The sequence below is a fragment of the Changchengzhania lutea genome, assembly GCF_006974145.1.
In the GTDB taxonomy this organism is placed as follows: domain Bacteria; phylum Bacteroidota; class Bacteroidia; order Flavobacteriales; family Flavobacteriaceae; genus Changchengzhania; species Changchengzhania lutea.
Map to the genome: position 1 here is coordinate 1,251,042 of NZ_CP039456.1, position 13,910 is coordinate 1,264,951.

The following is a 13,910-nucleotide window of genomic DNA, read 5'->3' on the forward strand; positions in this document are numbered from 1 at the left end:
GCTTATGAAAAAACACAGATGTGGTTGGTGTACTGGTGACGCTTTGTATGAAGCCTACCATGATAATGAATGGGGCGTGCCAGTTTATGACGACGACACACTATTTCAATTTCTAATATTAGAAACCTTTCAAGCAGGTTTAAGTTGGATTACCGTGTTGCGTAAACGTGAAAACTTTAGAAAAGCATTGGATCATTTTGATTATCGGAAAATTGCCAATTATGATGAAGAAAAAATTGATGCTTTGCTCCAGAATGTAGGGATTATCCGTAATAAATTAAAGTTGCGGGCCACCATTACAAACGCTCAAGCTTTTATGGCTATTCAAAAAGAATTTGGAAGTTTTAGCACCTATATATGGGGGTTTGTAGATGGCAAGCCTATTACAAATTCACTTGAGCATTATAAAAACGCCCCTGCCAACACGCCATTAAGCGATACTATTAGCAAAGATTTAAAAAAACGAGGTTTTAAGTTTGTAGGTTCAACCGTAGTTTATGCACACATGCAGGCTACGGGCATGGTAAACGATCATGAAGTGAGGTGTTTTAGGTATGAAGTGGTTTAAATTGGGTATGTTCTTTTTAATAGCTTGAGTATGATTAGTGCATTTGTTGCACAAATAACCTGTTAAAAGAAATAAACCATAGGAAGATACATAAGATTTTCAATGAATTGACCTGAGCAATTAATTATATAGATTGTTGTGCTTAGTCATTTTTTCTTTTGTCAGTTTCGAGTATTGAATATTCAAAATTGTCCGACCATCCTGATTTTAAAGGTAATAGTTGTCTTCTTCGCCCTTCTCTTATCATACCTGATTTTTCCAGAACTTTAAAGGAACCTATATTATCTACCGCGCATCCAGCTTCTATTCGATGTAATTTGAGGGTTTCAAATCCAAAATTTATTACTGCTTTTAAAGATTCAGTTGCGTAACCTTTTTTCCAATAATCTAAATGTATTTTATACCAAACTTCAGCTCTTTTATATTTTTTGTTTCCGAGCTTTAGTCCAAATAAACCAATAAATTTCCCGTCTGAATTGTTTTCAATTGCAAAAGTGTAATTCTTTATTTCACTCAATTGATTTTCTGTGGTCCAAGGCAAAATTATAAATTTGGTTTCATCAATATTTTTCGGAATTCCCAAAGCATTATATTCATCCGTTTCGGGTAAAGAATGGAGTTGATGAATCGAATCTAAATCTGATAAGTCAATCAATCTCAATTTTGTTCTTTCCGTTAATATCTCGATTTCTGTCATTTTTTAAATTAAATACAACTTTTGCCAATATCCAACTTTCTAATGTTTTATATCAGAATTTAAACGAATCCATAATTTTATTCTGACAAAATCAAACCATTTTATCCTTGTAAATATTCCAAAAATAAATCCCTAGAAATGTCCTCAGCACCTAAACTTTCTAAATGTTTAGTATATACTTGGCAGTCTATAAGTTTATAATTAGTGTTTTGAATAAAGGTGATGAAGCCTACTTTACTGGCGTTACTTTCTTTTGCAAACATACTCTCCCCACAAAATACGCCATTGCCCAAATCGACACCGTAAAGTCCCCCGATTAAATTATCTTCTCGCCAAACCTCTACAGATTTAGCATACCCTAATTCGTGCAGTTTTAAATAGGATTCAACCATGCCGTTAGTTATCCAAGTACCTGCTTGTCCATCACGTTTTGCCAAAGCGCATTCAGTTATTACCGCTTTAAAATTTTTATTGATAGTTACAGTAAAATCTTTATGTCGTAAAACCTGTCCCATACTTTTTGAGACTTTCAATTTATTCGGAAATAGGACAAAGCGTGGATTTGGCGACCACCATAAAATGGGTTCTTTTTGTTCAAACCAAGGAAATATACCATGCTTGTAAGCATGCAGTAACCGCTTTACCGATAAATCGCCACCAACAGCCAACAACCCCTCTGATGAGGCTTCAGAGACTTCTGGGAACCATATATTTTTGGTTAGGTGTTGCATGGGGTATTTTCTGTAAAAATAAAAAACCTCAAGGTTTTAATAAACAGTGAGGTTCTTATTTTAATATTCCCGCCTTCGCGGGAATTACCGTTCTTTTTATTAAAAAGGAAGATCGTCGTGATCTTCTTCTTTTAAGTCTCCGGCAGGCTCAAAAGCATCTGCTGGTGGTACTGGTGGTACATTTTCACCGGTAGCTTCACTCTGTAATGCTTCAATTCTCCAACCTTGAATCGAGTTAAAATATTTGGTTTCGCCTTGTGGATTTACCCACTCTCTACCTCGTAAGTTGATACTTATCTTAACCTGTTGACCTACTTGGTAACTGTTTAATAAATCCGTTTTATCTTGTACAAACTCCACCATAATATGTTGTGGATATTGCTCTTCTGTTGTCACTACAATCTCTCTTTTTCTGAACCCATTACTTCCAAAAGTTTGAGTTTCTCCTACCATTTTAATTCTTCCTTGAACTTCCATTAATTTAAATTTATCTGTTTATTTATTTATCTATGTTTAACTCAACAATATCTTCCAAGCACTTTCAACATCACCAAAACTTAAATAGTTTCTTGCCAGTTTGTGCTTTTGTCTATGCGTTGTTTTTTTTATATTAGGATAGCGTTCTCCCAAATCCTTAATAAATGCTTCCACTATAGCTGCGCTGGGTAAATTCTCAACATTAGCTAACATGCCCAAATCATTTCCTGTTAACACCATGCTATTTTTAACATGATCTGGGAAATTATCAACACCAATTCCCAAGGTTGATAAAGGTTTTGGTATTTCAAAAAAGCCCTTTTTAGCACGACTGTAATAGTTGCCTCCAGCTCTAGCAACCAAATCCAACATTTGCTGATTTATGGATCCATCATCATCTAAAACCTCATTATCTATATGCATCTTCACCACCTCGCAAATAATTAAATTCCCAGCACCTCCTTCTGTGCCTAATTTAATAATGTCATTCACCTTGCATTCAAACTGTACAGGGGACTCTCCAACACGGTAAGGCTTTACAATATCTGACTTTACCATGGTTAAGCCTGCCTTTTCAAACTCATTCACATCTTCGGCATACTCGGTACTGCTCAATGACATTTGATGCACGATATCATAATTCACAACGTTTATAACCACTTCTTTAGTGTCCTCCACATTACGTAAAGTGTGTTTCACCGTATTATCCCTAACGCGTCTTGCAGGCGAAAAAATTAAAATAGGTGGGTTCGCACTAAAAACATTAAAAAAGCTAAATGGCGACAAGTTTGGATTTCCATCCGCATCAACGGTACTAGCAAAAGCAATAGGTCTTGGTGCCACAGCACTTAATAGATAACTATGTAATTTACTGGTTGATACCTGCTTAGGATCTATAGAGGTCATTAAACTTTTAGGTTTGTACAAATGTAACTAATCTGGACTTGAAGTAAAAACAGATTTACTAACAACTTGAACAATAATATTAACAGTTTTGCATTATATTACCTGTAAATTAGTATGGAATGATTTTTACCAAGTACAGCAACACCTTTCGCTGGATTATAATTATGGTGTCTTTTGCTATGGTGGCTCTTATCTTATGGAACACCTATGTTTTTTTTCAAAATTTTAAAGAAGAAGAGCGCGTAAAAATGCAAAATTGGTCATTTGCTCAAAAAGAATTGAGTAGCACTGACAACTTAACCGATAATATTGGTGAACTTCCCATTGAAATTTTACAGAGCAATAAAAGCACGCCCATGATTAAAGTTAATCAAGATGGCAGTATTGATTATAATAATATAGATGAAAAAAAAGCGGAAGATCCTGCCTATTTACAGAAACTGATCCTAAAATTTAAGGACGAATACAAACCCATAGAAATTAAATATAAGGATGAGGTTTTATCAACTATATACTACGGAAACTCACCATTGCTCAACAAGCTAAAATACTATCCCTTAGCGCTATTGCTCATTATTTTTTTGTTTGGTGCTGTTATTTACTTTTTTTATCGAAGCAATAAGAATGCCACACAAAACAAATTATGGTCTGGAATGGCCAAGGAAACAGCGCATCAAATTGGAACCCCGTTGTCCTCTCTAATTGGCTGGACGGAGATTTTAAAAAGTGAAAACGTTAATCCTGAATATATTGTTGAAATTGAAAAAGATGTTGACCGGTTACAGACCATCACAGAGCGGTTTAGCAAAATAGGATCTTTGCCTACCTTAGAATTGAAAGATATTGTTTCAGAAACCATAGAGGCTTATGATTATTTAAAGTCGAGATCTTCTAAATTAATTGAATTTGATATTATTGTACCTGATGGCGATATCCCTGTGTATTTAAACAAGCAACTTTTTAGTTGGACCATTGAAAACTTAGTGAAAAATGCTATTGATGCCATGAAAGGCCGCGGACAATTAACCGTTGAAATTGCGCAACTAGAGAATGATGTTAAAATAAGAGTGACCGATACTGGCAAAGGCATTCCTAAAAAAGATTTTAATAAAATTTTTGAGCCGGGTTTTACAACCAAAAAACGTGGGTGGGGTCTTGGGCTATCACTTACCAAACGTATTATTGAAGACTTCCATAATGGTAAAATAAAAGTCTTGCAATCCGAAATTGGTAAAGGCACCACATTTCAAATCAACTTAAAGCGCGCTACCCATTATGAATGATAAACTCATACCCATAAAAGAAGTACCTCTAAAAAATAATTGTCCGGAATGCTATAGTAACGATGGTTTGCGCCTAACATTTAAGCAACGCTTCTTCGAAAACACGTTTTACAAGTCTATTAAAAATGATATTACACATGAGCTCGCGTGTAAGACCTGCAATACGTCTATTTACCCTGTACAATGGACTGAAGATATTGAACGTGTTTTTGAATATCATAAAAAGGGCCTTAGGCCAAAACGAGCTTCCACATATTTAAAGAAAGCCACTTGGATTATTCTTGCTTTAGTGGGTGTAATTGTGATTTCTGCCGTGGCTTGGACGTTTTATACAACCTTATAATTGGGCTTTAATTGATTGGGCTATATTCAGAAATTCTGTCTCAGAAAGTTTTTCCTTTTGAATAAATCTAGCATCTTCCATAGTATGTAACGGAATTAAATGCACATGCGCATGAGGAACTTCTAATCCAATAACACTCATACCAATACGTTTACAAGGAATCGCCTTTTTAATGGCTATAGCTACTTTTCTTGAGAAGGACATTAACCCGTTATAGGCATCTTCATCTAAATCAAAAATTTTATCAACTTCCTTTTTGGGAATGCACAAAGTGTGACCCTTGCTATTTGGATTCACATCCAGAAAAGCCAAATAATCATCTGTTTCGGCAATCTTATAACAAGGAATGTCGCCTTTTACTATTTTAGTGAAAATGGATGCCATAATTATGAGGGGTTATTAAACTTCCGCAAAGCGGAAAATACAATTTATCTTGATATTTCTATGATGTCAAATTTCATAACACCATTAGGGACTTGAATCTCTGCAACGTCTCCTACAGACTTTCCTAATAAACCCTTACCAATAGGCGAGTTTACTGAAATCTTCCCTGAGGCCAAATCTGCTTCACCATCTGCAACCAAGGTATAATTCATTTCCATACCATTGGTTTGATTTTTTATTTTTACCTTAGAAAGCACTAATATTTTAGAGCTATCCATTTGAGATTCGTCAATAATACGTGCGCCAGCCAAAGCATCTTCCAGTTTAGCAATCCGCATTTCTAACATGCCTTGCGCTTCCTTTGCGGCATCGTATTCTGCATTTTCACTTAAATCGCCTTTGTCCCTTGCCTCGGCAATAGCTCTTGAGGCTTTTACACGTTCAATATCCTTTAACTGTTTTAGTTCGTCTCTTAGCTTTTTTAATCCTTCAGGTGTATAGTATGATACTTTACTCATAACTTCATCGTTTATAATTACATAATATAGCGATAATACAAAAGCAGATTTGGTATTAACGCAAAAAATCTCGTTTACACGAGATAGCCTAACAAATATACAAAATATTTAACGCAATTTACTTTTTGTTGTAAATTGCATTCTTAATTCCCTATGTAAATGAAAGTCTATTCCCTTCTCATCATATTCCTAGTTAGTACCGCTTGCAGTAAAAATAATGCTAATAATGAAAATTGCAAATTTCTACTCGATCTCGGTGTTAATGAAACTGTTAATTTAAGCCTTCCTCAATACAGTCAGCTCGACTTTATTAGTGTCCCTGTTTATATTCCCAATGCTGGAAATGGCGGCATTATCGTGACTAAAACGGGAACTTCTTCCTATGTGGCGTTTGATGCAGCAGACCCAAATCATATTTTTAGTTCGTGCTCTGTATTAAGCATTGACGGTATCAATGGCATATGTGGTTGTGATGATAAAAACGAGTATAACCTGTTTAACGGTTTACCTGCTAAAAGTGGTATACTACCTTGTAGTTTACGGCCTTACCGTGTGGAAAAAAGCGGCAACACACTGCTTATTTTTAATTAATTCCTCTCCCAGCCCCTCCGAAGGAGGGGAATAGAAAGATTGTCATATTAGAATTTTAAAGTTGCGCCAATTAAAAAATTAGTTGTGGCTTGCGGGTAGTAGTACACATAACCGCCACCGTAATCTGCTCCATTAGATTCGTATTTTTCATTTAGCAGATTGTTTATAAGACCCGTAATTGTAATTGACTTAAAAATTGAGTTCGGTTTTATCTCATAAATGATATTAAAGTCATTCACAAAATAACGATCCAATGTACCTCTTTCATCTTCAATATTATTTAAATATTGCTTTCCTACATATTTGCTGTATAGTGAAAATTGTAAATTATTTGCAGGTGTATAAACAACAGCATTTCCTAAAACGATATTTGGTGAAAATGAAATTTTAGTATTATCTAGAACAGATGTTGTACCATTTATTTCTTTAACAAAATCGATATTTTTATTATCGCTAATTGCAATATTTGGCTGAATACTAAATGCATAAGAAAATTTAATTTGTGCATCAACTTCCAAACCTAAGCGATAACTTTTGCCACTGCTTGCTCTTATTGGGCTTCCAACATCATCAAAAGCACCAGTTAGCACTAATTGATTTTGATAAAACATATAGTAGATATTAGAGTTAACACTAACTTTATTTGAATTGTATCTCCATCCTAATTCAATATCATTAAGTGTTTCATGCTGCGTAACACCCGCTTTAAAATCATCACGATTCGGTTCTCTATTAGCTCTTGCGTATGATACATACAAACTATTCATATCAGAACTTTTATATGTTAAACCAACTTTAGGGTTAAAAAAACTAAAATTGGCATCAGTAACAAAATCCACTAAATCAGAGCTTACACCATCAGTTTTGTAACTCACAAAACGCCCTTGTAAATCAACAAATCCTGTAAATTTTTCTGCTAACTTAAAAGTGGCTTTAGAAAACATACTAAAATCGTTTTTAATAGCATCACCTTCATAATAACGATCTCTAATATTAACATTTTGAGCTAGATCGCTTCCCCAAATAACTTCCCCAAAATGATCTCCAGAATATGTGTTATAAGACACTCCAGATATAATTTCTAGAGCATTTTTTTTATACGTTACGTTAGCATTTATAACATAAAAATTATTGTCCAACCATCTACGGACAATAACATCGGAATCGTCTTGAATTAAGTTAGCTAAATCTTCTGCAGATTCTTCTGGTTTATATTGCTCAAAATACCCTTTTCCTTTGGTATAGTTTAAACCAAGTGTTGTTGACCAATGGTTATCTAAACGTTCATTCCAATGCAATTGATAATGATCTTGCCAATAATTATCCGTTTCATTTTCGTAGGTATATGGATTTTGGCGACGATTTTCTTCTAATTCATCTGCCGTTAACCCAAACCAAGATTGATATGTTTGTTCTCTATTCCCAAAAGTTAAGGCTTTAATTAACGTGTTATCATCTTTATATACCCCTTGTAAAAAGTAAGAACGCAAATCTGTAAAAGCACGATCCACATAACCATCGGAGTCTATTTTAGAAAAACGACCAGAAATTTCAAAATGATTATTTAGCAATCCCGTACTTAATTTAACCGTATGTTTTCGTGTATTGAAACTACCAAAACTATTAGATATTTCTCCTGAAGCCTCCTCTGAAAAAGCATCTGTTAGCAGATTTAAACTTGCGCCGAAAGCTCCTGAACCATTTGTAGATGTTCCAACACCACGTTGTAATTGCAAACTTTCTGTTGAGGACGCAAAATCGCCCAAATTTACCCAAAACGTACCTTGGCTTTCCGGATCGTTATACGGAATTCCGTTGATGGTTACATTCACTCGCGTAGCATCTGTACCACGAACCCGAATACCCGTGTAACCAATCCCTGCACCTGCATCACTGGTAGTAACAACAGATGGTAAATAGTTTAGCAAAACAGGAATATCCTGTCCTAAATTACGCTTTGCCAATTGTTCTTTACTAAGGTTCGAATGCGTTATTGGAGAATCTGCATTTACGCGCACCGCCTTTACTAAAACTTCGTCTAGTTTTTCTGTTTTAGTTGAATCTTGTTCGATTTGATTTTTTTGTGCACTTGCACTGACTGATAACACAAGTAGTGTTAAAAAAAGAAATAAATTTTTAATTTTGAAGACACCATTTTGAAAGCCAAAATTGAATCTTTGTTCAAAAAGATTATCATTCTTTGAGTTTAAGAATAACTTTTTTAAAGTCGATTTCATTACGATTATGTTTATAATCGAATAAAAAGAGGTAATTATTCTTTAATTGTTATTAATTAGTTTTTTATCATTACGATGAGTTTTTACGACGTGGTAATCTTTTTCTTTTTAACAGATTTCCACAGTAATTAAAAAATTACTTCGCAATGACGGTATACTTTATTTTCCTAAACAGCATTACCTGTTCTAGGTTCAATGGGTATGATCTCAGCCTTTTGGAAGTTAAAAGTTGAAAGCTAAAAGCTAAAAGTCTTAATTGACTGCTACCTAAAAACTGATGACTGCTAACTGAAAAAGCACCCCTTTAATGAGAACGGTGCAAAGGTAATAACCAATTTTGAATTATGAATTAGAAAAAGTGAATTATTTTCTAATCGATATCCGGTTTTTTTCTATTTGCCTTTTTATCAGATAGATTACGCTTGTTTTTTAAACGTTTTCTAATAACCGATTTGGGTATTTTCGTTCTAATTCGCTTTTTGGGAACAATTAAAGCAGCATCAATGATATTAAAAAAACGTTTAATGATAAGGTCTTTATTTTTGTGCTGACTTCTACTTTCATCACATTGCAGAATAAGAACATGGTCTTTGGTTAATTTATTTTTAAGATTTTTGTAAAGACGGTTTTTTTCATTGTCAGTAAAAGATGCTGATTCGTCTAAACTAAAATATAATTCTACTTTAGAAGATACTTTATTTACATGCTGACCACCGCTACCTGAACTACGTACTGCTTTAAAATTTAACTCTTGTATTAGTGCGTCTTTATTGTACATTATGATGCTTGGTGTGCTTCTTTCAATAAGTCGTTAGCCGTTTTAACAGGATTGAATGTGATTAAGGGCACTTCAACAAAAATGGTGTTCCAAAAGGCCATACTCCCGTTCCACAGACCTGGTAATTCCAATGCCTTAATATCATTACCGTTGTGGGTTTTGTCTGTAATAAATGCTGCGTTATAATCTACGAATTGTGTCAAATCAAATTTTTCACCTTTGTGATTTTTGATACCACAGACTAAATCAACCGGGTTAAAATGGGTGGCATTCTTTAACAACTGCATTTGTTTTTTATTTTCTGAATCAATTTGAGCAGATTCCACAATCTGTAATGAGATGCTCCCTTGATTGTCTTCCACCCAAAACGGACCACCTCCAGGCTCACCCTCGTTTTTAACCATGCCACAAGCACGTATCGGTCGGTTCAACTTATCCATTAAATAGGCTATTTTATTTTCTGAGTTTTGTGTATTAAAATCACTTCCAACCACAACATTAAGTTTCTTATGTAAAAACTGAACGATCTCTTGAATATTTTGCTCAGAAACTTCGCCTTTATCTATTGTTTTAATAAACTGAAAAGTCTGATTTTGTATACTTAATAAAATACCCGCTAACACTTTTTTATATTTTGAAATGTCTTCGTGATAGCGTTTTACAACTACGTTATCAATATTTTTAATAAAAATAACGTCGTAATCCAAATCATTTAAATTCTCTAGCAAGGCGCCATGTCCAGATGGTCTAAACAAGATATTTCCATTCTTCTGCCTAACTATAGATTCATTAAAATTTAATGCAACCATATCTGTGGATTGTTTTTGATATGAGAATGAAACCTCAAAGTTTGTATCCGTTTTTGATTCAATAGCGGCCTTAATTTGGAGTAATTCCTTTTCAAATTTCTCCTTATGTATTTCCGAAATCGTAAAATGAAGATCTGCCTTATTATGGCTTGAAGCATAATGTGCGCCTTCAAAAAAATGTTCTTCAAAAGCTGTGGCAATATTGGTGTCATACTTATGAAAAGGCAACAAGCCTTTTGGGGAAAAACTATAGTTTAATAGATCTTCTTTCAACATGGTTTTTACGATAGCATAGCTCTTTTCGTCATGAGATAACTTATCAAAATCAGGACGTGCTTGTTTCGTTTTTTTAATAACTTCAGCATAAAATGGAAACTTTTCTAAATTAGAAACAAACGCTGTAATTTGTGTGCTCTGACATCTTTTTGCATAATTATCTATACTTTCGTCTGAAGGTTTATAATCTTCTAAAAACTGAAATAAAAATTTAAACATTCTCGTGGCCGCACCGGAAGCGGGCACAAATTTAAGCATAGAAATGGAATCCCGATGTTCTTCAAATGTGCTAACATACCGTGATGCCTCATCTTCACTCACTTTAAGAATTCCATCTTTTACGGTGGCCGCCTTTTTTAGACGAGAAAATGCCATACCAGATTTAATAATGTCTATTTGATCTTGAATTTTTTCAAGTGTTATTCCTTTATCTTTTATTTGTTGAAAATCTTTTTCTGATAATTTCATCAATCTTTATTTAATAATGTGTCAATGTGTGCTATTGCTGTTTCCAAACGTTCCTTTTTATTTCCTTTAAGGATGACGAAAGGCCGTTTGTTTTTTACTAATTCATTTTTAAAAGCCTCAAACATCTCCTGTCTGTCTTCAGGTTTATCCCTTAAATCATCTGCTTCCCAAGGCGTGTCAATATAGGTTAGAAAATATAAATCATAGGTATTTTCTAAAGCGTATTTTTCTAAAATGGGGTCACAAGTTCCCAAATAATAAGCTTCGGAATATACTTTAGTTTCCAATAAGTCCGTATCGCAAATTAACACCGAATCTGTTTTATTAGCAAGTTTATTTTCCAATCGCATCTGCCCTTCTGCAATGGGCAATAAATCATGAGGTTCACAGGTTTTGCGCTCATTATTCCATTTATCCTGAAGATAATCCCGTGCAAATTCTGGTACCCAAACCGAATTATAATACCGCGCCAATTGCCTGGACAAGGTCGTCTTCCCAGTAGATTCAGGGCCAAATAAAACTACCTTTATGCAGTTTGCGGGTTGCTGTTTAAATTTTTCTTCCATGCTAAATATCCAAATATCGCAATTATTGTAAATCCTAAATATTGAAAACTCGTAAAGGTAAATCCTTTGTAAAAATAGAGCGGTATTGATATTATATCACCTACAATCCACCATACCCAATTCTCTAATTTTCGTCGTGCCATAAGCCACATGCCCACGAAAAATATGGCTGTGGTAATCGTATCGACATACGCCACCCAGCTAGTCCATTTATCAAAGGTGTTGTAAACTAAATAAACGAATAGCAGGGTTGCTAAAAATATAGCCACACTGATCTTTTTTTCGTTCAATGTCGTTCTTGAAATTGGCGTCATATGCGACTCGTCCACTTTTCGAGTCCAGATATACCAGCCATAAACACTCATAATAAAATAATAAGCATTAATCATCATATCCCCCAATAGTCCCCATTTTAATAAAAGGTATACAAAAATTACAGTGCTGACCATGCCCGTTGGAAATACCCAAATCTTGTTTTGCTTAGAAAACCAAACGGATAGAAACCCAAAAATTACAGCAACAATTTCTAAAACGATGTCTACCGTGTTATAACCTTCATATTGTCCGAAGAAAAAATCAAAAATGGGGCTCATAATCGTGTCGATCAGATTTTACAATTTTCATATATAACAAACCACGCTCAATAAGCTCAAAAGCTTCCTTTATTTCGGTAGTAAGCACATGCATGACTTCATCATAATCACCATAAACCTGTGTACTTAAGGGATTCTCCAGTGTTTTAAGATTTGAAGCTCTTATTTTTTTAATAAAGTGAATAATGGCTGGCTCGTATTCGTCTTGCAGCGGTGTTAAGGTTAATTCTACTGATATTTTCATAATTCTTTAGATAATTGAGCATAAAAAAAGAGAGATTAGCCAATCTTTATTCATTCTATTTTCTTGGTTCTTTATTCTCTTCTTAATTCTTCAAAAAATGATTCATCCTCTTCAAATGCGGTTCCAATAACCACTACATCTGCTCCGGCTTGGTAGGCTTCTTCAAGTTGTGCTTTATTTCTAATGCCGCCACCTACTATTAGCGGAATATCTATACTTTTCCTGACCGCATGGATAATGCTGGGTGTTAAAGCTTTTAATGCGCCGCTACCTGCTTCCAAATATATGAGCTTCATTCCTAAAAAAACACCCGCGATACTCGTATCTACAATGTGTTGAATGTTATTTCGGGGCATTGGTTTTGTATTGGTAACTATTTCAACTGCCGTTTCTTTGCCACTTTCTACTAAAATATAGCCTGTAGAAATGATTTCCATAGTAGTATTTTTCAATTTTGAAATTGAGTCTACATGTTGTCCTATTAAATAGTCAGGATTTCTTCCTGAAATCAGTGATAGAAACAATAAGGCATCCGCTTGATCAGTAATTTGATTGTGATCTCCTGGAAATAATATAATTGGTAAAGTTGAATGTTTTTTTATTTCTGAAACCAAAACTTCTGTAGCGTTTTCATCTACGGTACTCCCGCCAACAAAAATATGTGTGGTAATGGATGCATTTACTTTGCCGATAAATTTTTTGGTATTTTTAATTGAAAACCTATCGGGATCTATTAAAACTGCCAATAATTTTTCGCCTTCTGAAATGGATTTCTTTATGTTCCTATAAATCGATGTCATTAACTTATGGCATAAGCACAGGTAAAACCTTCAAACTCTATAAACGCAATATCATATCTGTTTTTTGTATCGTTGTAGTCAATCCAGGCTACCGAATCATGAGCATCAGTAGAAAACGGAATTACCAAACAGTGCTTTTTAAAACTTAGCCCTGGCGTCGCATAAAGCTTATATAACGACTCTTTTACACACCAGATTAAGGTTAAATCTTTAACATAACTATCTGCTATCTTATCTAAATAAGCAAATTCATAATCAATAAATTTATGGGCTATAATACTAATTTTGTTACGCTGTTTTTCAATATCAATGCCAACGGGCGAATTGCTAACCATAACTGCCGAAAAAGTAAATGAATGGGTTATTGAAACAAACTTACCATCGCTTAAATGAGGTTTGCCATTAGTATCATAATACAGGTCGGTATCAGTGTATCCAAATTCAGCCAACAACTTCCTCACACTTAAAAACCCGCGTTGGTGCAATTCGCTTTTCATTCCTAAAACACGTTCTAAACTTTCTGATTTAAGGGTTATATTTTGCATCAAATCGCTATAAGATTCAGAAATCTTCCAGATTTTAACAGTAGTTTGTGAATTTGGAATAAGGGTTTTATAAAGAGGCATTTAATATTCTAAATG

Annotated in this window: 18 protein-coding genes; 4 read left to right on the forward strand and 14 right to left on the reverse strand. The window is 34.3% G+C overall.

Annotation, left to right across the window (positions count from 1 at the left end; genetic code table 11):
- Positions 1-4: 4 nt before the first annotated feature.
- Positions 5-568, forward strand: coding sequence for a DNA-3-methyladenine glycosylase I (locus tag FAF07_RS05910; RefSeq protein ID WP_142784234.1), 564 nt, complete (start codon positions 5-7; stop codon positions 566-568).
- Positions 569-710: 142 nt separating this feature from the next.
- Here the strand turns inward: FAF07_RS05910 and FAF07_RS05915 are convergent, their stop codons facing one another.
- The 4 genes from FAF07_RS05915 to FAF07_RS05930 all read right to left on the reverse strand — a co-directional run bounded on the left by FAF07_RS05915 (position 711) and on the right by FAF07_RS05930 (position 3,379).
- Complete coding sequence (locus tag FAF07_RS05915) at positions 711-1,265, reverse strand: GNAT family N-acetyltransferase (RefSeq protein ID WP_142784235.1); 555 nt, start codon at positions 1,263-1,265, stop codon at positions 711-713.
- A 101-nt stretch (positions 1,266-1,366) separates the two neighbouring features.
- Positions 1,367-1,996, reverse strand: coding sequence for a leucyl/phenylalanyl-tRNA--protein transferase (gene aat, locus FAF07_RS05920; protein ID WP_142784236.1), 630 nt, complete (start codon positions 1,994-1,996; stop codon positions 1,367-1,369).
- A gap of 99 nt (positions 1,997-2,095) precedes the next feature.
- The gene (locus FAF07_RS05925) at positions 2,096-2,473 is read right to left on the reverse strand and encodes a DUF3127 domain-containing protein (protein ID WP_142784237.1); all 378 of its coding nucleotides are present in this window, start codon (positions 2,471-2,473) and stop codon (positions 2,096-2,098) included.
- Positions 2,474-2,509: 36 nt separating this feature from the next.
- Complete coding sequence (locus FAF07_RS05930) at positions 2,510-3,379, reverse strand: flavin reductase family protein (protein ID WP_142784238.1); 870 nt, start codon at positions 3,377-3,379, stop codon at positions 2,510-2,512.
- Positions 3,380-3,498: 119 nt separating this feature from the next.
- Between FAF07_RS05930 and FAF07_RS05935 the strand changes: the two genes are divergently transcribed.
- Together FAF07_RS05935 and FAF07_RS05940 are read left to right on the forward strand one after the other, a co-directional pair.
- Positions 3,499-4,662 carry a sensor histidine kinase gene (locus FAF07_RS05935; RefSeq protein ID WP_142784239.1) on the forward strand — a complete coding sequence of 388 codons (1,164 nt, stop codon included), beginning with the start codon at positions 3,499-3,501 and terminating at the stop codon, positions 4,660-4,662.
- A complete protein-coding gene (locus tag FAF07_RS05940) occupies positions 4,655-5,005 on the forward strand; it encodes a hypothetical protein (protein WP_142784240.1) in 351 nt (116 codons plus the stop codon). The genes FAF07_RS05935 and FAF07_RS05940 overlap by 8 nt, the downstream gene beginning before the upstream one ends.
- Here FAF07_RS05940 and FAF07_RS05945 read toward each other — a convergent pair.
- Both FAF07_RS05945 and greA read right to left on the reverse strand, forming a co-directional pair.
- Positions 5,000-5,389 (reverse strand): HIT family protein, encoded by a 390-nt coding sequence (locus FAF07_RS05945; protein WP_142784241.1) that lies wholly within the window; start codon positions 5,387-5,389, stop codon positions 5,000-5,002. The two genes, FAF07_RS05940 and FAF07_RS05945, sit on opposite strands and share 6 nt — an antisense overlap.
- Positions 5,390-5,433: 44 nt before the next feature.
- On the reverse strand, positions 5,434-5,907 hold the full coding sequence (gene greA, locus FAF07_RS05950; protein ID WP_142784242.1) for a transcription elongation factor GreA: 474 nt from the start codon (positions 5,905-5,907) through the stop codon (positions 5,434-5,436).
- Between the two features lie 159 nt (positions 5,908-6,066).
- Here greA and FAF07_RS05955 point away from each other — a divergent pair, with 159 nt between their 5' ends.
- Positions 6,067-6,498 carry a hypothetical protein gene (locus FAF07_RS05955; protein WP_142784243.1) on the forward strand — a complete coding sequence of 144 codons (432 nt, stop codon included), beginning with the start codon at positions 6,067-6,069 and terminating at the stop codon, positions 6,496-6,498.
- Between the two features lie 47 nt (positions 6,499-6,545).
- On the opposite strand, the gene FAF07_RS05960 is transcribed toward FAF07_RS05955, so the two are convergent.
- The 8 genes from FAF07_RS05960 to FAF07_RS05995 form a co-directional block, all read right to left on the reverse strand.
- Positions 6,546-8,606, reverse strand: a complete 2,061-nt coding sequence (locus FAF07_RS05960) for a TonB-dependent receptor (protein ID WP_246067782.1) — start codon at positions 8,604-8,606, stop codon at positions 6,546-6,548.
- A 499-nt stretch (positions 8,607-9,105) separates the two neighbouring features.
- Positions 9,106-9,513, reverse strand: coding sequence for an alternative ribosome rescue aminoacyl-tRNA hydrolase ArfB (gene arfB, locus FAF07_RS05965; protein WP_142784244.1), 408 nt, complete (start codon positions 9,511-9,513; stop codon positions 9,106-9,108).
- Positions 9,513-11,066, reverse strand: coding sequence for a DUF4301 family protein (locus FAF07_RS05970; protein ID WP_142784245.1), 1,554 nt, complete (start codon positions 11,064-11,066; stop codon positions 9,513-9,515). Before FAF07_RS05970 ends, arfB begins: the two co-directional genes overlap by 1 nt.
- Positions 11,066-11,632 (reverse strand): AAA family ATPase, encoded by a 567-nt coding sequence (locus FAF07_RS05975; RefSeq protein WP_142784246.1) that lies wholly within the window; start codon positions 11,630-11,632, stop codon positions 11,066-11,068. Before FAF07_RS05975 ends, FAF07_RS05970 begins: the two co-directional genes overlap by 1 nt.
- Complete coding sequence (gene pnuC, locus FAF07_RS05980; protein WP_142784247.1) at positions 11,593-12,225, reverse strand: nicotinamide riboside transporter PnuC; 633 nt, start codon at positions 12,223-12,225, stop codon at positions 11,593-11,595. The genes FAF07_RS05975 and pnuC overlap by 40 nt, the downstream gene beginning before the upstream one ends.
- Positions 12,209-12,469: a thiamine-binding protein gene (locus FAF07_RS05985; protein ID WP_142784248.1), complete on the reverse strand. Its 261-nt coding sequence runs from the start codon at positions 12,467-12,469 to the stop codon at positions 12,209-12,211. Before FAF07_RS05985 ends, pnuC begins: the two co-directional genes overlap by 17 nt.
- Positions 12,470-12,540: 71 nt before the next feature.
- Positions 12,541-13,269, reverse strand: coding sequence for a geranylgeranylglyceryl/heptaprenylglyceryl phosphate synthase (locus tag FAF07_RS05990; protein WP_142784249.1), 729 nt, complete (start codon positions 13,267-13,269; stop codon positions 12,541-12,543).
- Positions 13,269-13,895 (reverse strand): 4'-phosphopantetheinyl transferase family protein, encoded by a 627-nt coding sequence (locus FAF07_RS05995; RefSeq protein WP_142784250.1) that lies wholly within the window; start codon positions 13,893-13,895, stop codon positions 13,269-13,271. The genes FAF07_RS05990 and FAF07_RS05995 overlap by 1 nt, the downstream gene beginning before the upstream one ends.
- Between the last annotated feature and the right edge of the window lie 15 nt (positions 13,896-13,910).